The following is a 17,842-nucleotide window of genomic DNA, read 5'->3' on the forward strand; positions in this document are numbered from 1 at the left end:
TTACGCTTCTGTGTCAGCAGCCTCGGGCTGCTTGGCTTCAAGCTGCTCAGCTTCAGTGTGTTTGTCCTTAAGGTGCTTCGCAAAAGCCGCTTCGCTCTTGTAGTTCTTGCCGCAATGTGGGCAGATATAAGCCGGTTCCTCCGGCGGCAGGATCATGCCGACAATACGCATACCCGTTCCTCCTTAGGCCTTGGCCTTATGGTGCAGGTAGATGCCCGCCACCTTGTTCTCGTATACGTCAGCAATGCCGACATTGCGGTAGCCGAACTTATAGGCGTCGGCGCTCTGGTTCTGCTCAGGAGTGATGATCTTGGGCGCCACGTGCTTCTCGAACTGGATAACAGCGGACTTTTCGATGATCATGAAGTTGATATCGCAGCCGTTGGTGGGGTCCTTCACATAGCCGCCGGCCTCTTCGCTGGAGGTCGTACCGTCATACTGATCGATAGCGGTATAGAAACGGCTCTGAGGCACCTTGACGATGCCCGCAAAGGTTTCCAGAACCTCCTTGGATTTGGTGGTATCCAGGTCGCGGATCATGCCGTACAGAGTGGGTGTGATGAACAGATAGCGGTTGTTGGGGTCCACCTCATCCTCGTCCATCTTGTTCACGCCTGCGCGCAAGGCAGTGACGACAGCCGCACCGTCTGCCAGAGTCGCACCGGCAGAGATTTTGGAGATACCAGAAGCGCCGGCATACTGGGCGAAGCGGAAGGCATCCAGTTCCGGACCAACCTTCGTCCGCAGGAACTCACCAGAGAGCTGGCCGAAGGCAATGCCGGCAGTCTCCAGATTATCCATAGTATCCACCTGGAACATGCGGCCACGGTCAAAATTGCACCTGACCGTCTCATTGGTGAGCGTTACATCACCATTCACATAACCGCCGTTGCGGCTGTAATCGGCGAGGCCCTGCATAGAGATCTTGGGGATAATCATCTCGTTGTAGCTTGCGCCCTGACGCACCAGCTCAGGGTTACCATCCAGTACAGAGGTCAGGGAAGCCTGCTTGTAGATCTTATCCAGGATAGGGATAAAAGTCTTAGCCAGAGTAATAGCGTTTGCCATTATGAAAAACTCCTCTCGTTATTGTGTCTCAATCCTTCTCTGGATCGAGTCCGGCGGCTGCCATAATCTTGGCAGTCTCAGCATCATACTTACTGGGAGGAGTGGACCGGCCCGTACCGCCCGCATAGGGAGGCGGTGTGCTGTCATCCTCAAACAGATAGGCGTTATCCTTCTTCAGAGCCTCCAGAGCGTCCTTGATATCCGCGTCCTGATTGGTAGACTTCTTCAGCTTCTCGACATCCAGCAGCGCGGAAATAGCCTTGGCATTGCGGCCCTTGGCGGCGGTGATGGCCTCTTTGATCTTTCCATCAAACGCCATTCCGTTCAGCTTGTCCTGCCACTCCTTGTCTTTGGTGGAGAGTTGGGTATTGAGGGTCTTGATCTTGTCCTGCAGATCCTTCACGTCAACGCCCTCGAACGCCTTCAGGCCATCCTGAGCGGTCTTCAGCTGCTCCTTGATCGCCTCGTAGTCGGCGAAAGGCTTCTTCGCGGACTCGATATCCCGGCCATTCTCCGCCATGATCGTGTCGATCAGATCCTTGCCCAGCGCCTGGTCGCCGATCTTCAGATTTTCCAGAAATTCACGCTTCACTGTTTTCTCCTCTCTCCGCTACGCTTTCGGTACGCGGGTCGCCTCCGCTGCGGTCGGCCTTGATTACGCCTGGCCAGGGCAAATATGAGCACAGGCACAGGCCTGCAATCAACAAAAAGCTCTTGTATTCTATCTGAAAATATGGTATATAATAAGCAAAGATAAAGTCGGTCGTGGCCCCCGAAACCCGCCTTTGGCGGCTGGGCTGCGGTCGGCTTTATTTATTTCTCTGTAGAACCCGAATGATCTTCATATTCCTGACAAGAACCACGGTATCAATGAATTTTGTGTGCGTAGAGCGGAAGAGCGCCTCTGCCTGTTTGTAAATATCTTCTTCACTCAACGGGCAATCCGTAACATCGAGAATGAAATTATCCGCTTGGTCAGCCTGCTTGGCGACAGCATTGTAAATCGTGTTCTTGCTATTGCCACGCAGCGTCTTGAGATCGTATCGCGCGCCGTGGAACAGAAAATCTGGCGTGGGTACGCCCTGAGGCTCATTGACCCTGGGAACCAGATATAGTTCTCCGCCGACTTCTCGCTCAAGAAGCTCGGCGATTTCTTTTTCATGGGCATCGTGATCCAGGACCACATTATGACCATCAACTTTATAGGTTACTCCGTTGAATGTGTACTCCTGCAGTTCTAACACCGGGTGACTGTTTGGCTTGGCATCCGGATACCAGTTGCCCGTAATATCGGTAAATCGTTCAGGCTTGGGCAGCTCCGGAGGTGCAGGAGATTTGGGAGGATCAGGCAGTTCAGGCGGCTCGGGCGGCTTAATCACTTCCGGCGTCAACACCGTGGAGCTTGCCGGTTTTTCCAACAGCAGCTGCTTCATCTGCTTCGGGCCAAAGCCGGACACCTCCAACCGCTCGTCCTCTGTGCGGAGACCAACGCCATCGGAAAAGCTGCGATATTCCTGCTGCAGGAGCACCAGGCGGCTCTTTCGCGGCGCTGCGTCCTCCGGCCCAGCCAGCAGCACACGGCGTTTCTGCGCCCGTATGGCGCGCTCCATGCGGCGCTGCATCTGCGTAGCCTCATAGCCGGTATAATGCCGGCCCTCGAAAGTGACGCCCTTTTCGTTGTCCTGCCGGAACTGCTCCAATTCGGCGGCAGTATACTGCGGACGGGTCACGCCAAGAATGATCGGGCTGGCAACATGGCCGCAGTTCAGCGTGCCGATCCGGCGCACCAGACTGTTATTGAGCGCCTCATAGGCGGCATCGCTGTACTGTAGGCCCTGTATCGGCTCATGATCCGGGGCGCTGTTGGCGTGTGCGGAGATCTCCCAGCCGTTACAGCCGAGGGCGTCGTGGTTCTGCTGGCTGATCTGCTCCGTCATTAGGCCGAGGCCGCCCATGATATTGCGCCGAACCGCCGCTTCCAGCCCGGTGTGTACCCCGGAAGCGTATGCGACAGAAACACCATGCTTTACGATCCCGGAGCAGGCCCGCCGGATCGCGGTGTTGTAATCGGCGGCGCCGGTGAATACCTGCTGAAAGGCGTAGTCTGTGCAGGCCATATACGCCTTCGGTAAAGTCTGATATTGGCCGTATGGATCCATCAGCATGATGGCCTTGGTCTGTGTGATGTTCTTCAGCCCATCACCAGCCAGGGCGACAGCGGCAGACACGATCTGCTGGGTCGCCGGATTCGCGTCAAACGGTATGAGATGCCCCGGATACCTGCTGAGCGTCGTATCATACCCATATCGAGCCGCCGTGCGTAGGAGTTTCCTCGCTTCCCCTCGGGTCACGCCGAGCAGCTGGGCGAGGTCTCGCTCCAGTTCCTTGCGGTCCTTCCCCAGCCATTCAGCACGCCAGGCTTCATAGGCGGCGGTGCTGGTGAGCTTTCCCGCATCCTGTATGCGGCGGGCAATATTCTTCAGAAGGTAGGTGTTGATCGGGTCGATCAGACGCCCCGCAGCGAGGCGGAAACCCTCGATCTGCTCCGGCGTCAGCATTACTCATCCCCCGCCCCTTCCATCGCTTGGATCTCAGGCATATACTTCTCCCGAACCTTCTTCAGATCTGCCTCGGTTTCGATCGGCATATCGAAATACCAGCCGACAGCGATCTCCGGCTTCAGGAGGCCACGGGCCACCATGTCCTTATAGTCAGACCATGTCTGATCCTCGTCATACAAAATCCCATTGCCCCAGCTGATGACCACATCCTTGGCAGGGTCGATATCCGGGCCAGAGTAGATCTTGTACATTCGCCCGAGGACGCCGCACACGCGCAGCGCTTCTCTGGCCGCAGTCTCCCACATGTGCTGGAAGTCGATAATGGTCAGGTTATAGTCTCCGGCACTGCTGGTGATCTCCGTTGCGGTACGTTCAGCGGCCTCCACCTCGGAGAGCAGGCCGCGCTTCAGGCCGATCAAACTCTCCGCATTGCGAAGGTACTCTGTCTTTCTCGCCAAGAAGGACTGCTCTCGCAAGGCCGGCGAGAAGATCGTCATGCCGACGGCGTCCGGGTCATCATCAAGGCCCACAAAGAGGTCATCCGTCAGCCGTTTCTTGCCGTCAGAGCCTGTCCTCAGCAGATCCGCTGACGCCACAATGCGGCTCCGACCATTCTCAAACTCCCGGTTAAGCTGCGCTTCGTTCCGGTTGATGTTATGGATCAAGCCAGCCGCCGGCGCATAGACACTGACGGCGTCCGGGCTGCCATCCACCGTGTTCTCCTGCGGAGCCCGTACCGGGATCAGGCCGATGGAGCCGATACCTGGAAGAACCAACTCCGGCACCAAGTCCGCGTATTTTTCCAAGGCGCCGAGGCTCGTTTCGTACCCAAGGATCTGCGCGGTCTCGGAGCGGTACAGCTTGGTTTCGATAGTCAAATCGCCTTTTGTATCCACACGGCGCCGTTCAAGCAGCGTGTAGTAGCTCCGGCCCTCCACGGTGCGCTCCGCCATGCCGATATCGGTGATCTCATCGCGTTCGTTGCGGCCCAGTGGGATATAGCTGCCACGGGACACCACGGCGAACGTCACGCCCATCCGGCCAAAGACCGGCTTCAGGAAGCACTGGCCACCGATAAGAGCCTGCTGCATAGCTTTGACCTTGACTGCGTCCAGCTCACGCAGAAGGGCGTCGATATACTCAGCCCCCTGCTTTGTCGGCACGGCCTTGTATTCGGAGAAGGTGGTCTTGGTAAGCTTGGCCACCACCGACACCGGGATGCGCTGGCACGGGTCTTCGTCCTGTGTAGGCTCTGTCTGATAGTACAGCTGCGCCCAGTCCTTGATTGCCGCCTGCATCGTGTCGGTTGTAATGTCCTTCACGCCGAAAGCCTGCTCAAAGTTATAAACTTTTCCCTGCTCAAACAGGGCGGAGAAAATACTCACGGCTTAGATACCTCCCGACAGTTGATCACGATCCGGGGCTGGCGGCGCTGCGCGGCCTGAACCCCGTCGATATATGCCTGCAGGCGCTCGATCTCTCTGGCCTGGGCTTTACACTTCTCGCTCAGCAGTTCGTTAGCACGCATCAGATCATCTCTGCACCATGCCGGAAGGAACCGCTCATACAGCCACTTTTTCAGTTTGCTCACTGGCCCCTCCGTTTCCAGATCTTGTTTGTGCCATATCTTACAGCGTCGATGTGATGGTTGGCCGCGTCAGGATAGCCCTGCAGCACCTCGCCCGTCTTTCCATCGCGCTCGTATTCGTATTCAGAAAATTCTTGCGCGGTATCTGGGCACCTGCCCGGGTCTATCACGATAGCGGCCAGCGATTGCAGCCACTTCATGGAGTAGGCGACGCTGCCCGGTCCCTTCTCAGATGCCCGGCAGTTCAGGCCGTAGCTGCGGTAATCGCTGACGGATTTCTCCTCAGCACTATCCGCGATCAGCAGCTCCCCGGCAGGGACCCGGCCCTTAACCAGCGCCGCAGTGTCTGCATTGCTGGTACGGTTGCGGGTCAGCTCGTCAAACAGGTAGAGCGTGCGTCGGGCGGCGTCATAGTGCATCCGGTTCCATGCCCAGGGGTCAGGATACCAGCCCCAGTCCACGCCGTTTGTGACCCGGTCGAACTGCCCGATCTCGGCGTCTGTAATCGCCCGGAGCTGTAGATTTTCAAAGACCTGTGTACCGGAGCCGACCACTTCACCCAGATACTCATGCCGGTACCCGGTAGGATTTGTGTTCTTCAGGTGCTCGGCGTCGGCAATGAAACGCGGGCCGAGCCATTCCGGCGGGGCGGTCAGATAGGTGCTGTGATGGACCATCTGTCCGGGCTTCTTCTCCAGCACGTAACGATTGGCCCAGTTACGCGCCATCGCCGGCGGGTTAAAGCTCTTGAAGGTAAAGCTGAAGGAGCCGCCGCGTAATGTAGACTGCTCCACATTACGGATCTGCTCCGGGCCGTCAAACTGGTCCAATTCCTCGAACCAATCGATGCCAATGTAGCCGAAGGGCACTTTGATAGACTTTACCTTGCCGGGATCGTCCAGACCGAAAAACATGATTTTCTGTCCGGTGGGGAGATATGTGCATTCCATCGGGCTCACCGTGCAGCGGAACTTCCGCGTTAGGCCCAGCTGGGTGATGGCCCACACGATCTGCGTATAGACGGTCGTCCGCAGCGTATTGCCGTATTTACGGAACACACAGGCATGGATCAGCGGATTCTTTAGGAGCAGCAGAACGATTTCAACTGAAACGAAGGAAGACTTACAGCTTCCGCGCCCGCCTTTCTCGACCAGCTCGTTGATCTTGCCGGACTTTACAGCCCGGTGTGATTCCGCGAACGCCGGGGAGATCACGTCAGAGAGTTTACAGGTCGTCAATGATCTGCACACCTCCATCCTCCTCGCCGGCGACCTCACCCAGCAGGTCAATGACCACCTTCGCGGCCTTAGCGTCGCCCATGGTGGCCGCTTCCGTCAGTCCGATGATCATAGCCATCTGGTTATCTACATCTTCCGGATCGACCCCTCGGCGGGCTATTTTATTCCACTTCCGCTTGTCAGACACCGGCAGTGACAGGTAGATATCAGCAGCCTCTTTCAGGCTGCGCTTACGTCGACGCGACGCGCCGGAAGCAATACCGCCAGCACGCCCGTATTCCCTCGCTTCACTCTCGGTTCGCTGGTTGAACGGGATAAGGTTCTTTTCATTTGGCACGTCACCACCTCTCTCAGTCCAAAAACAAAAAGCGGCACGCTGGGCTATCACCCAAACCCAGCGTGCCTTGTAGGAGCCCGATACTATGGCCGCCTCGGTGCCGGGCGACGATCATAAGGAGATGCGATGCCGTCCCCTGATTAGACCATAGTGCGTTATTCGATTGTTGTCTATGCACGCAAGCAAAAAAGTGTTGCATATGCAATGCTTTTTTAACGCTTTTTGCCGAGCCACCCCACAAATGACCCGAAGATCCGGCACAGCCAGTCGAATATAATCTCTTTCTTCGCCCCGCAGACCCGCCTGCGCTCCAGCAAGGCGCTTAGCAGTTTCCCAAAGCGAGGGCCGTCTTTTACAGTCTCGATCCGCGACAAGGATGTATTCACAGGTTCCTTCAGCTTGTGCGGATTCGGAGTCCAATCCAATCTTGGTTCTTCTGTCGGCGTAGGTGGCGGTGTCGGAGCAGGTGGCGGCGGATTCGGGTGTTGAAGGATCTGCGGGGTCACATGAAACTGTTGCTTCAGCGTTTCCTGCCCCCAGCACGGCTGCTTAGGCGTCGGTTCAATTGGCAGCTCGTCCAAATCATTGTTGCCAACATAAAACCGATAGGCGATATCCCCGAGGGCGTACATGCCGGTTATATAGACCCGCACCGCGTCAAAAGAGTCCGCAATGCTCTTTATGGCCCGGTGCAGTGTCCTGCTTACCGTAGATATATTACGATTGATTAGCAGCGCGATCTCTGGGCAAGACAAAAATTCACCGTAGTACAGGTACAGATAGACGATTTGCACCTCGGTCAGGCTTGGAAGAACAGCCTTGAAAATCTCTTTATCGCCTAGGTCTATTTCCATCACTGGGCGGACCGGAAGCTGCGATCGGGCCGCAGCCATTCGAAACGAGGCGGACTCTTGGACACGCGCCCGTGCCCTTCCAAGAGTCCTCGAAACTGAACCTCGGTTCAGTCCAAGTTTCACTGCGATCTGGTTAACTGCCATCCCGGTAGCCCACAGTTCAAATACCCGCCACTGCGTCTCTGTCATCAGGTCTTTGCTTTCCGCCAAAGCCTCCACCATGGCCGCCCGGTAATCAACCCCCTCATCCGTGCCCGCCTGATCCTCCTGCGCCCAGTCCGTAAACTGCTGGTGATCCGTAGCGAGACCAACCTGTACACGCCCGCCCTTGGAGCCGATGCGTTGACCTGGGGTCAAGGCCCGCAGATGGGCGTTGACGTCCATCAGCTCCTCCTCCACCATAAACAGCGCCTCGCTGCCCCCGTCGCAGAGTTCTTTCTTCTGAGCAAGCAGTTCCTTCCGGCGGGCCTTCAGTTCATCAACGGTCATTTATCTTTCCCGCCTTCCACCCCACCGCTGCGTTTTCGGAGAAGCGTGGGACATCGTAGTAGCCCGACAGCAGCCGGGACGTATCCCGAAGCTGGGCAAGGACAACTTGATACGCCTGGATCTCATTCGGCGGCGCGCCTTCTTCCTTCAGCTGCTTGATCTTCAGCTTGATTTTTACGGCTGCCATCCGATATTCCTGGGCCATCTCTGCCATTGTGCTCAAAAAATACACCTCCTCATATGCCTAAAACTACTACCAAAAGTTGTTTTGAAACCGGAACAGAAATTGGTAGTGATTTTGACTGTTTTGACTGTCCCCATCCAGAGGCCACAGATTTAGGTAGTAGTTTGGCATAGTCCCACCGTCTGAGTGTCTGGTATGGGGTCAGTTTTGGCAGTCTGATTTCGAGAATGTCCGTGTGTGCTGGCGACGGATCCAGTAAGCCGTCTCGGCGATTTTCTCGTCTGCCCGGTTGATGGTGCGGGAGACTGTTGAGCGGTTGATGCCATATCGGAGCGCAATCTGCCCCATAGTCTGGCGTGTGTATAACCATGCCTCAAGGAGCTCCCTCTGCCGTTTGGTCAAGTCCACTAAGTTCTTCGTAACTTCGTAGTCTGCCTTGAGATATGCTTTGTTCACCATCCGATTCCCTCACCTCCGGCGCTTATTTGCCATCCTACGCAGATACCGCGTCCGATGGGCTGTGATATAGCCCCTCATATCTTCTTTCTCCTGCTGCGATGGGAGGTTGCTCTGCTCCGCGGCTTTGGCAGCAGCCTGATATTCCGCCCACTTGGAGCAGACTGCCGGATCGTGGCAGCCCGCCTGACGATCCGGGCAGCCCTTACATGGAGGTTGAGCCATCCCCGCCGTCCCTCCGTTCCTCCAGGATCCGTTCGATCTGGTTCAGTTTGATGAGTAGGATCAGCACCACCAGATAGGTGCAGAACAGCACCGTCTTGGCTGTGTTACCCTCATCCGCATACCGGACGGCCCATATTATGTTCATCAGGATCAGGGCCGCATCCACGATCCATCCCAGTACCTTACCGATCATCCTTGTCCCCTCCGTCCATCTTTGCTCCGCAATTAGGGCAGTAAGGTTTGCCGTATTCTTGCGAGAAATTCCGGCAGCGGGTGCACTGCTTCTCATAGTTTCCCGTTTCCAGATTGAACCGGTAAGTGCCCCACCGCCCATACACCACCGGGGCCACGTCGGCGGCGGGCAGGGCCTCAATATACTGCGACGGCTCAAGCCCTTTTGCCCACGCGTGCTTTGCGGCCTTAATCGCCGCACTGCGCTCAATGTATTCAGCCATTTCCATCGATTGCCTCCTCGTTCGTTTCCGCGCCGAAATAGTGCTTCCGCCGTGACCGGCGAAAGGCACCATTTCGGCGCTCGTCTGTTGGGTATACATAGTAGACAGACCGTGCGCCGGGTCTGACAGCTGAAAGCCTTGTGCGGCAATGGGAAGACCCAACAGACAACAGATGCGATATCATCAGCAGATCCATGTCTAAAATTCATGGTCATCTGTTGGGTGTCTTCACCCTAAAAAAGTTGCAGATTCAGCAGAAGCCGGAACATTTTTTACCGTAGGGCTTTATAGCTAAGGTGAAAAACTGCGGCCATATCAACCTAAAAACGCTGTCCTTTCAAAGGTTCTCGTCTTTTTCAGCATATCAGATTTTTAAGCGTCAAAACCGGTGCAAAATCCGATATCAAGAACCGGACGAAAATGCGATATATTTGCCCGGAAGCTGCCTCGGCTCAAAGCGCCACTTTTTGGCGTCATCGCCAATTTTCTGATAAAGCCGTGCCACGGCCAGCATAGGGGTATCTTCGCAGATGTCAAACTGAAATTCCTTCTGGGAGCAGTTCCAGATGCCCCACTTGGCACCCGGTACGCCGCGTTGATACGTTTCACGTCTCATGGTGTATCTCCTTCGCTCCCTCAATGGCTTCCCCCTCCGGCAATGGCATCCAGTTGTGCTCATGCCCGCACCCCAGGCAGGCGAGGCTCCCAATCTCGACTTTCAACCGGCGCAGCGCATTTACGAGTTCTTGATCTCTCATTTGTCTCCGCCGCCTTCCAATTCTCCGCCACATGCAGCGTACCCTGCAAGATCCACCCAGTTGTCCGCCTTGCCATGGCCGGTGGCGATCCGCGCGATTTTGAACAGGCCCATCATGGCGGCCACGTCCGTTGGCAGGATGCAGCAATCTGCATCAGGAGCAATGCATTTCTTCCGCAGATAACTGGCCCAGAGTTCTCCAATCAATTCGAAATTGTTCTCCGGGCTTCCGTAATCCTGCTCGCGGTCACCACAGACGCAGATCTTCGCGCACTTCAAAATTTCCTCTCGATTCATAGCTTAGCTCCTATTTCTTCCGGTTGTAGGTGACCGGTTTGATTTCCGGATAGCGCCGCTCAAACGGATCCATGGGCTGGCGGTTTTTGTACACATCAGCCAGCCGCCGGTCCAAATGTACCTGCAGCACATCGGCGTCCGGATTTTTGTGATTCATGGCACCCAGAAAATGTTTGTAATTTTCACGCCACAGGAGATCTAATTTTACGAGTCGGTCATAGCCCCAGCCAAATTCCTCGTGCAACGTAATTTGCAGGGTCTCCGCCATCAGCTCACAGGTGACCCGCTGGGCATCGTCGATCATTTTTTGCTGGATCGCAGCCTGCTTGGCGAGAAATCCAGATTGCTTACTCATGACTTTTCTCCTTCAGCTTTTCCCGGAAGTAGAGGTTCTCAATGGCGTAGCGCTCCTCAAACGGGCGGATGTTCTCGCCGCAGGCCGCTCGCAGTGCCCGATCCATCTTCTCCTTGGTGTAGACGATTTCCGGATCGTCGACGGCATCATCAACGCACATCTGCGCGTAAGCCATGAAGGTATCCAGGAACGCAGATTCAAAACGAGCGGTCATTTTGGGGCCGAAGTGAAACTCGTTGTGCAGTGCGATCAAGGCTACATCCAAGCACTGCTGCACCGTGAAGCCCTTGATCACATGATTGTCATGCTGAAGCTGCTGGATAGCTTTCTGGGCCTGCAGCAGCTGAACGTAAGTATTAGGTTTCGGCATTGGTTTCCTCCTTCATCTGGGACTCACGGGACGCCACCGCATCAAGTGCGGCCTGGGCATCTTCACGGGCCGCATAACAGTCAGGGATTGGAAATACCGATAGATCAGAGTCAAAATTAACGGCCGTCTCCTCGATATGGTAGGCAAGCGTTCCATCCAGGTCATCATGATCGCCAATGAATGCCGTGACTATTACAGCAGTTCCAGCGAACGCAAGGAACATATAGCCGCCAATATCACAAGGCACATCATCTTCATCCCGCATAAGCACCCACACCGTATCGCCGGCCTGGAATCGTGTGCTCTGCAGGAGTTCTTCGGGCGTGGTTTCCAGTACAGCTGCGGCCATTTTCAGAACGCTTCCTTCGCCGAAAGACTCATCCAACATTGTAATCCGTGCCACAGCCTCGTTGATAATTGCGCATCCGGACACGCCGCAGTTGTGTTCATATCCGCAGCCCATGCAGGCCAGACTTCCGGTCTCCACCTTCAGCCCACGCAGAGCCTTAATCAATTCTTCTATCTTCATGGGCTGCACCTCACAATCCGAGATTCAGGACACGGATCAGATCGCAGCTGTCGCAATGCTTATCCTCCAACTCGTCCTGGTTGGGGCACTCGCGCGGCCAGCGGCAATAGTCATCGCAGAATACCTGTGCGAGCTTTTCTACCTCATCCTGCCAGCATTCACGGTGGAATACGTGGGCTGTCACTACGGTTTTTCCGCAGATTTTACATTTTGCCATCTTGTGTCTCCTTTCGTGGTGAATAAGGATAAATGGTCAGTACCTGCCCCTTGCGCGGAGCACAGCATATTTTCTCTGGGCCTGCTTCTTCCGCATGGCCCGACATTTCGGGCAGAAGATCTGTTCCTTCCGCTCCAGAAACTCCCCGCCGCACATACGGCAGTACTGCGGCTTGATCCGCCGGAACTCCGTGCAGCTGTCACAGTCCGTACACCCTGCGGCGCATCCACCGACATCGTCCCAGTTCTGACACATGAAACGCTGCCAGTACGGGTCATAGCCGAGGTCATTCATCCGCTTTCACAGCAGCGCATCCAGAACTGAGAGATTCTTCCGCACCTCTGTCCGTGTCCGTGAGAGATTGAAGCCCTGCCGCACGGTCGGCTCCGGCGCGCCGAAGCCCCACGGCCCGTCCTTCAGCATGGTGCGGATCTTGTCAGCATCTTCGGTGAGATACGTGAAGTAAACTTTGCCACGGACGGCCTTCTCTGACCTGCCGACCGCCTTGCCGATCACGGGGTAGCTGTCGCCATGCCGGATGCCATCCGCCAACGCCTGATAGTCAGCGTCTGTCCACACGCTCGCCTTTCCATGATTGTCCGCGCGGACTGGACGCTCCTTCAGTCCAAGATCGTTGCACCGGCGGACAATGGCTCCTTCTGAGCGGCGTAGGATTTCAGACAATTCCACATACCCGTACTTGTGCTGCTTCAACAGCATTTTCAGTCGGCTGTCCTCGTCCGGCGTCCAAGGATCTTTCCTTTGCAGGGCGAACGCCTGAAAGTCCTTTTTGCGCTGCTCCGGCACCCAGTCCGGCTCTTTGCCCAGTGCCAGCGGCTCCAGTTTGGAGAAGTCGATGAAGCTCCTGTGCTGCTCCGCCCACTTCCAGAACTCATCCAGGTAAACCACCCGCCATACGCATTTATCAACACGTTTGGTATGGATCGGGAAACCTCTTCGGCGGACCCAGCTCTCCATTTGGTAGCTGTATGACTGGGAATTGTCCGTAAGCGTAAGCATCAGCTGGTTGAAGGTCACATAGTCGCCAGAATCCAGCACCCCGCCAAGACCCAGTCTTTCAGCCCGAACCTTGATCGCCGATACTGTCCGCTCCAGCGTCTTGGCGATGCCGGGGATGGACACCGTGCCCCAATGGTCTTCCAGATACCGTTCTTCTTCCGGCGTCCAAGTCTTCTGCGGGGAGCATCGCAGTTCCCGGCGCTTGGCACGCACAGCGCCCTCCATCCGCTTCAGGGCCGTAGCCATCTCCGCGTCGCTCTGTGTTTTCCAGTGGTCACGGATGTACTGCTCTTCTTCACTTGTCCAACGGCGATAGTCACTCATGGCAGCAAATCCCTTCCATATCAGGCGACGGCAGTCCATCTATTGCGTTACAGAGCCGCAGGGCGTTTTCCGCTGTCGGATCTTTCCGGCAGGCAGTCTTGGCCGCTTCTGTTTCCCGGATAACCCTTGCGTGGTGTTCCGAGAGTTTCCGTTCAAATTCAACAGCACTGGCAGCCCTTTCCCATTGAACCCGGACACGCTGCTTTTCGGCAGCCGCCTGATCCCGCGAGATTGTCTTGTTATAATACAGAAAATAGATATTCCGCAGGCAGGTGTAGGCCATCTGATCCGGCAGGGATAAACCTTCAGGCAGCTCCTCACCGTGCATGGCAGCCTTTTCCCAGGGAAACGTAAATCCTGTGCTCATAACTGCAAATACCATTCCAGGACTGCTACCGCCGCCTGCCAGCCGTGACAGACACGCCACACATAGCCCTGTGCCTGAAGGCGTTCACCCCACCACTCCTGTTCATCGGAAGTGTGTCCGCTCTCCGTTTTCATCTCGATATACAGCCCGTGATACCGTCCCCGAGGTACCGGTAGGCAGAGATCCGGCACGCCGGACTTCACGCCCTGCTGCTTCAGGTGCTTGGCCTCCACAGCATCACGGGTACCGCCATTGGGGATGTGATGGAGCAACGCCAGTTCCGGCCACTGCCGGCGGATAGAAGGCTGCTGGCTCCACTTGATGACATTTGCCTGATGCTGGGCCTCACTTGCCATTCTCTATCACCTCCACGAAGGTCACGGTCTTATTGCTCCGCGGGTCCTTCTCCTTGCCCTGACGGACGGTGTACCCATTCCGGGCGAGGATCACGATGACCTGATCGCGGTCTTCCGCTTTTGATACATACAGCTTCATGCGCCCCTCCGTTTCTTTGGCTCATTCAGAAGCCTGTTCAGGATCTGGCTTGCGTCACCTTTGCTGAGATTGGCGATGTCAAAGCCCTTGCAGCGCTTTTTGATGATTTCCAGCTGCTTCGCCGTTGCGGGAGACTTCCCCCATTTCCGCACGGCCTGCAGATCCCATAGCATCCGGTCATTTTGATGGTCCCGGATCAGCGTAAGGTATGCCCGGTCAAGCGCTTCCTGCATCCCGCAGCGGGAGCCGTTGGGTAGATTTACCATGCCCAAAGCATCCGGGCAGGGGATTGTCATACGCTGCTTATTAGCCAGGGAACACACCAGTGAGCCGTCCGGCATCTTGAACCAGTTAACGTCATGGGTCTGATACTTCATTTCCTGTGCCCACAGATCTACCAGGTGGATGTTCTTCACCCAGCTTTCCGGAGAATCGGAGGCTACCTCAATCTTCTCCGGCAGTTCAAACAGATCTCCCTCGATATCCTTCTCTTTCCGTTTCGGCACATTATCCATGTCGATACCAAGTAAGGAGGGTGCCGTACACAGGGACGCCTTTCCGGTAATGCCCACGCAGTCGATCAGCTCCAGACGCTGCTTTCCCGGATAGAGCCGAAGGCCGCGCCCTACCATCTGAGCATATAGGCTTTCTGACTGCGTCGGCCTCGCCACGATGACCGTTTCCACCCGAGGAATATCGGTGCCCTCGGTGAATACCATGCAGTTGACGATGCAGGGAATCTCGCCGGCAGTAAAAGCATCAATGATGGCGGAACGGTTCTTGGTTTCGCCGGTAACCACCACAGCACCCTGAATCCTCTTGGCAATTTCTTCAGCTTGATGTACACTAACAGCGAAGATCAGCGTGGCGCCCACAGCCATATCTCTGTAAGCCTGTGCAATGGCATCTGCGGTGCCGTCCATGGCCTGATCCAGTTCGCCGGGTGCGTAATCGCCCTGGCGGGTATGAACTGCGGTGATGTCGAACCCAATGTCTACCCGCCGGCAATGGATATCACAGAGATAGCCGTTCTTCACTCCCCAGCGCAGATCTCTCTGGAAGATGATCTTGCTGAAAACCGTATCCAGACGAACCCTGTCACCTCGATTGGGGGTGGCCGTGAAACCAATCAGCTTCTCCGGCCGGAAGTAATCGAAGATCTTCCGGTATGTGCTGGCAGCTGCGTGATGGGCCTCGTCGCAGATAATGAGACGGAAGGCCTCCGGATTGAAGTCGCTCAGACGGCGCGCCAACGTCTGAATGCTGGCACTGACAACCTCCTCGCCGTGGCTGTGCTGCTGGGCACGTTCAATGCCATAGGAGCAGTTGAAGTATTTGCGCGGCTGCTCCACCAGTTCTTCACGGTGGGACAGGATCAGCATTCTCTCCCCGTGCCGGGGGATATTCGCAAAAGTAACTGTTTTTCCGAGGCCTGTTGCCATCTGGGCGAGGAACGCACCAGGCGGCTGCGCCTCGATGGTTTCAATACATTCGGCTTGATATGGCCTTAGTTCCATAATTTTCCTCCAAAAAACGTGGAACTGTGGAACAGTGTGGAACTTGTGTTCCACACTTGAAAGCCTTGTGCCACAACGGATACAGGTCAACCGTGGAACCGTGGAACAAATTTTTCAAAAATTTCCACGAAAATGTGTGTATATAAATTACTCGAACAAACGTACACACACGCACATTCTTATATATGCTGTATTTTCTGTTCCACAGTTCCACACCCCTATAAAAATGATGTTGTAGTCCTTGTGCCGCAACGGTTACAGCCTGTGGAACACTGGTTCCACACATGTTCCTCAAGTTCCACACTACAACGGCAAGTCATTCGGATCTTCCTCGTCATCCAGATCAACTGCGGGCAGCCGCAGGCAAAAACATTCTGTTGGGATGCCATTGATCCGCTTGCCTCTGGTATTTGCCCGTCCACGCGTTTCGATAAGATTCTCCTGCTTCAGATAGGAGATCATGGCCGCAGTCGAGTATCCTGCGTCCTGCAGGATGCGTTCAAAGACAGAGCGAATGATATATGCCCGCCCATCTTCCAATGCGCCCAAGACCTCTATATTGGGGTTCTCCGAGCGGCCGCACAGTTTATTGGAATTCTGCGTAACCCAGTCGCACAGGTACTTATAACCCCTGTCACCGGCAGATACCGCCGCTTTGGATGCCAGGAACTCCGATACCTGCTCAATCGTCAACGGCTGCTGGCCGGAGAATATCCACTGACAGGCCAGCTCGTCCGCCAGGATGATTGCGGCAGCGGCCATGGCCTGTTTCTCCGTGGTGTCACGGTCGCTGAGGATCCGAAACAGTTCCCGGTACCGTTCTGATACCTGATCTATTACGCCTGGCTGATAAAGACGCTCCACAAATTTTCTTCCGGCAAAACCGTAATTCCGCTTCACTGCACCGGAAATCCGCATACCGTCCTTAATAACCGCTTGGGCAGACTTGCATTCAATATCGATAACACGGTTTACTGCGCCGGCACCGCTGGCCGTGCCCGTCAAGGGAGATTCACCCGTAGTCAGGATGCAGTTCCTCCATGTTGGCGTCAGATCCACGCCACCGGAGCGGTTGCCACGGGTTCGGCCAACGCCCTGTGCCAGCTTATAAACATCGAATGTAGTACGGCCTTTGCTGTCCTTAGCGAGCTGAAGCTCATCCAGACAGAATGGCAGATTGTTCAGAAACGCGGCTGTCTTCTCCATGCCGACCACGGTACCGTCAAAGGTCTTGACATAAGCGCCTACAGCAGGGTCTCCCCATACGCTGGCGGCCACCATCAGAGCCACCGTCTTGCCGGTGCCTGAATCAACACCCCATAAATGGACGAAGAATGGGAGACAGTTCAACGGCTCCAGCAGTACCGAGGCGAAGGAAGCCGCCAGGATGATCTTTGCCGTTGTGGACATCTCCCGAACCTCCGCCGCCGTTTCCAGCCATTTTGTTTCAGAGCCCCGGCTCCGGACCGTCTGGAACATCGCCTTGAAATTGACGTCACCGTCAAAAATCAGGCCGTCAACAAAGGGAGAAAAGCCCTCGTCCGGTATGTAGCCGAAGCGTCCGATGCTCTTTTTCTCCGGAATCAGATAATAATTCATGTTTTCCATGTCGGAGATGTACTGAATAAAGGCCCTGGCGTTCTGGCTGGTCACCGCAATGCCGGAGCCAGCCAGCTCCGTGACCTTATTGGAACTGGCCAGCACCGTCTTGCTGACGATGATCTTTCTCCATATGGTACCCTTCCGGAATGCCAGCTGAAGCTTTTCTTCACCCGTGTCAATATTCACCAACCGTTCCACCGGCATGATCGGATGCGGACAGGCAACCTCATCGTTATAGCCGTTCTTCTTAAAAATGCCGCTGTCATCTGCCTCCCAGTCGCCGGCATTGAGCTCCAGCGGCTGGTTCGTGAAGTTGGTAACGTTATCGATATAAATGGTGCCGCTCTGGGCCTTCAGACTTTCCACGTATTTCTTGTACATGGTCTTGAAGCCTTTAAATCCCTTGGAAACGGAATATGCCGCCAGTTCCTCCATCTTGGCCGCATGAGTGAAAGGCTCCTTGTGATACGCATACAGCGCCTCATACGGCGTTGTGGTTAAAAAATCATCTTTTTCGAAGCTCCATTCTTCACTCAT

27 protein-coding genes are annotated in these 17,842 nt (G+C 55.5%); all 27 read right to left on the reverse strand.

The genetic code is table 11. The features are described 5' to 3' along the window. Positions 1-171: a C2H2-type zinc finger protein gene (locus tag H8Z83_RS15620; RefSeq protein ID WP_187015921.1), complete on the reverse strand. Its 171-nt coding sequence runs from the start codon at positions 169-171 to the stop codon at positions 1-3. Between the two features lie 12 nt (positions 172-183). Beyond that, positions 184-1,068 (reverse strand): hypothetical protein, encoded by an 885-nt coding sequence (locus tag H8Z83_RS15625; RefSeq protein ID WP_187015922.1) that lies wholly within the window; start codon positions 1,066-1,068, stop codon positions 184-186. 28 nt (positions 1,069-1,096) lie between these two features. Beyond that, the gene (locus H8Z83_RS15630) at positions 1,097-1,660 is read right to left on the reverse strand and encodes a phage scaffolding protein (protein ID WP_187015923.1); all 564 of its coding nucleotides are present in this window, start codon (positions 1,658-1,660) and stop codon (positions 1,097-1,099) included. A gap of 217 nt (positions 1,661-1,877) precedes the next feature. Further along, positions 1,878-3,626 carry a phage minor capsid protein gene (locus H8Z83_RS15635; RefSeq protein ID WP_187015924.1) on the reverse strand — a complete coding sequence of 583 codons (1,749 nt, stop codon included), beginning with the start codon at positions 3,624-3,626 and terminating at the stop codon, positions 1,878-1,880. Then, entirely contained in the window at positions 3,626-5,014 is a 1,389-nt protein-coding gene (locus H8Z83_RS15640) for a phage portal protein (RefSeq protein ID WP_187015925.1), read from the reverse strand. The genes H8Z83_RS15635 and H8Z83_RS15640 overlap by 1 nt, the downstream gene beginning before the upstream one ends. Then, positions 5,011-5,220, reverse strand: a complete 210-nt coding sequence (locus tag H8Z83_RS15645) for a hypothetical protein (protein ID WP_187015926.1) — start codon at positions 5,218-5,220, stop codon at positions 5,011-5,013. Before H8Z83_RS15645 ends, H8Z83_RS15640 begins: the two co-directional genes overlap by 4 nt. Next, positions 5,217-6,467 (reverse strand): PBSX family phage terminase large subunit, encoded by a 1,251-nt coding sequence (locus H8Z83_RS15650; RefSeq protein WP_366464439.1) that lies wholly within the window; start codon positions 6,465-6,467, stop codon positions 5,217-5,219. The genes H8Z83_RS15645 and H8Z83_RS15650 overlap by 4 nt, the downstream gene beginning before the upstream one ends. Then, positions 6,442-6,792, reverse strand: coding sequence for a hypothetical protein (locus tag H8Z83_RS15655; protein ID WP_187015928.1), 351 nt, complete (start codon positions 6,790-6,792; stop codon positions 6,442-6,444). Before H8Z83_RS15655 ends, H8Z83_RS15650 begins: the two co-directional genes overlap by 26 nt. 212 nt (positions 6,793-7,004) lie before the next feature. Next, positions 7,005-8,135 (reverse strand): hypothetical protein, encoded by a 1,131-nt coding sequence (locus tag H8Z83_RS15660; protein ID WP_187015929.1) that lies wholly within the window; start codon positions 8,133-8,135, stop codon positions 7,005-7,007. Next, entirely contained in the window at positions 8,125-8,358 is a 234-nt protein-coding gene (locus H8Z83_RS15665) for a hypothetical protein (RefSeq protein ID WP_187015930.1), read from the reverse strand. The genes H8Z83_RS15660 and H8Z83_RS15665 overlap by 11 nt, the downstream gene beginning before the upstream one ends. 162 nt (positions 8,359-8,520) lie before the next feature. Then, complete coding sequence (locus tag H8Z83_RS20240) at positions 8,521-8,778, reverse strand: sigma factor-like helix-turn-helix DNA-binding protein (protein WP_187015931.1); 258 nt, start codon at positions 8,776-8,778, stop codon at positions 8,521-8,523. Positions 8,779-8,787: 9 nt separating this feature from the next. After that, a complete protein-coding gene (locus H8Z83_RS15675; RefSeq protein WP_187015932.1) occupies positions 8,788-9,000 on the reverse strand; it encodes a hypothetical protein in 213 nt (70 codons plus the stop codon). Beyond that, complete coding sequence (locus H8Z83_RS15680) at positions 8,981-9,193, reverse strand: hypothetical protein (protein WP_187015933.1); 213 nt, start codon at positions 9,191-9,193, stop codon at positions 8,981-8,983. Before H8Z83_RS15680 ends, H8Z83_RS15675 begins: the two co-directional genes overlap by 20 nt. After that, positions 9,183-9,461, reverse strand: a complete 279-nt coding sequence (locus H8Z83_RS15685) for a hypothetical protein (RefSeq protein ID WP_187015934.1) — start codon at positions 9,459-9,461, stop codon at positions 9,183-9,185. Before H8Z83_RS15685 ends, H8Z83_RS15680 begins: the two co-directional genes overlap by 11 nt. Before the next feature lie 397 nt (positions 9,462-9,858). Further along, entirely contained in the window at positions 9,859-10,071 is a 213-nt protein-coding gene (locus H8Z83_RS15690; protein WP_187015935.1) for a hypothetical protein, read from the reverse strand. A 138-nt stretch (positions 10,072-10,209) separates the two neighbouring features. Continuing rightward, the gene (locus tag H8Z83_RS15695; RefSeq protein WP_187015936.1) at positions 10,210-10,509 is read right to left on the reverse strand and encodes a DUF6378 domain-containing protein; all 300 of its coding nucleotides are present in this window, start codon (positions 10,507-10,509) and stop codon (positions 10,210-10,212) included. Positions 10,510-10,519: 10 nt separating this feature from the next. Continuing rightward, positions 10,520-10,864, reverse strand: coding sequence for a hypothetical protein (locus tag H8Z83_RS15700; protein ID WP_187015937.1), 345 nt, complete (start codon positions 10,862-10,864; stop codon positions 10,520-10,522). Next, positions 10,857-11,234, reverse strand: coding sequence for a hypothetical protein (locus H8Z83_RS15705; RefSeq protein WP_187015938.1), 378 nt, complete (start codon positions 11,232-11,234; stop codon positions 10,857-10,859). Before H8Z83_RS15705 ends, H8Z83_RS15700 begins: the two co-directional genes overlap by 8 nt. Beyond that, positions 11,221-11,763: a hypothetical protein gene (locus H8Z83_RS15710; protein WP_187015939.1), complete on the reverse strand. Its 543-nt coding sequence runs from the start codon at positions 11,761-11,763 to the stop codon at positions 11,221-11,223. The genes H8Z83_RS15705 and H8Z83_RS15710 overlap by 14 nt, the downstream gene beginning before the upstream one ends. 10 nt (positions 11,764-11,773) lie before the next feature. Then, complete coding sequence (locus tag H8Z83_RS15715) at positions 11,774-11,980, reverse strand: hypothetical protein (protein ID WP_187015940.1); 207 nt, start codon at positions 11,978-11,980, stop codon at positions 11,774-11,776. A gap of 36 nt (positions 11,981-12,016) precedes the next feature. Then, on the reverse strand, positions 12,017-12,274 hold the full coding sequence (locus H8Z83_RS19700; RefSeq protein ID WP_243185052.1) for a hypothetical protein: 258 nt from the start codon (positions 12,272-12,274) through the stop codon (positions 12,017-12,019). A 6-nt stretch (positions 12,275-12,280) separates the two neighbouring features. Further along, positions 12,281-13,324, reverse strand: a complete 1,044-nt coding sequence (locus H8Z83_RS15720) for a hypothetical protein (protein ID WP_243185054.1) — start codon at positions 13,322-13,324, stop codon at positions 12,281-12,283. Continuing rightward, complete coding sequence (locus H8Z83_RS15725; protein WP_187015941.1) at positions 13,317-13,706, reverse strand: hypothetical protein; 390 nt, start codon at positions 13,704-13,706, stop codon at positions 13,317-13,319. The genes H8Z83_RS15720 and H8Z83_RS15725 overlap by 8 nt, the downstream gene beginning before the upstream one ends. After that, positions 13,688-14,047 carry a VRR-NUC domain-containing protein gene (locus H8Z83_RS15730; protein ID WP_187015942.1) on the reverse strand — a complete coding sequence of 120 codons (360 nt, stop codon included), beginning with the start codon at positions 14,045-14,047 and terminating at the stop codon, positions 13,688-13,690. The genes H8Z83_RS15725 and H8Z83_RS15730 overlap by 19 nt, the downstream gene beginning before the upstream one ends. Beyond that, the gene (locus H8Z83_RS15735; RefSeq protein WP_187015943.1) at positions 14,037-14,186 is read right to left on the reverse strand and encodes a hypothetical protein; all 150 of its coding nucleotides are present in this window, start codon (positions 14,184-14,186) and stop codon (positions 14,037-14,039) included. The genes H8Z83_RS15730 and H8Z83_RS15735 overlap by 11 nt, the downstream gene beginning before the upstream one ends. Further along, on the reverse strand, positions 14,183-15,703 hold the full coding sequence (locus tag H8Z83_RS15740) for a DEAD/DEAH box helicase (RefSeq protein ID WP_187015944.1): 1,521 nt from the start codon (positions 15,701-15,703) through the stop codon (positions 14,183-14,185). Before H8Z83_RS15740 ends, H8Z83_RS15735 begins: the two co-directional genes overlap by 4 nt. Positions 15,704-16,006: 303 nt before the next feature. After that, the gene (locus tag H8Z83_RS15745) at positions 16,007-17,842 is read right to left on the reverse strand and encodes a DUF927 domain-containing protein (RefSeq protein WP_187015945.1); all 1,836 of its coding nucleotides are present in this window, start codon (positions 17,840-17,842) and stop codon (positions 16,007-16,009) included.

The organism is Dysosmobacter segnis, from assembly GCF_014297285.1.
GTDB lineage: Bacteria > Bacillota > Clostridia > Oscillospirales > Oscillospiraceae > Oscillibacter > Oscillibacter segnis.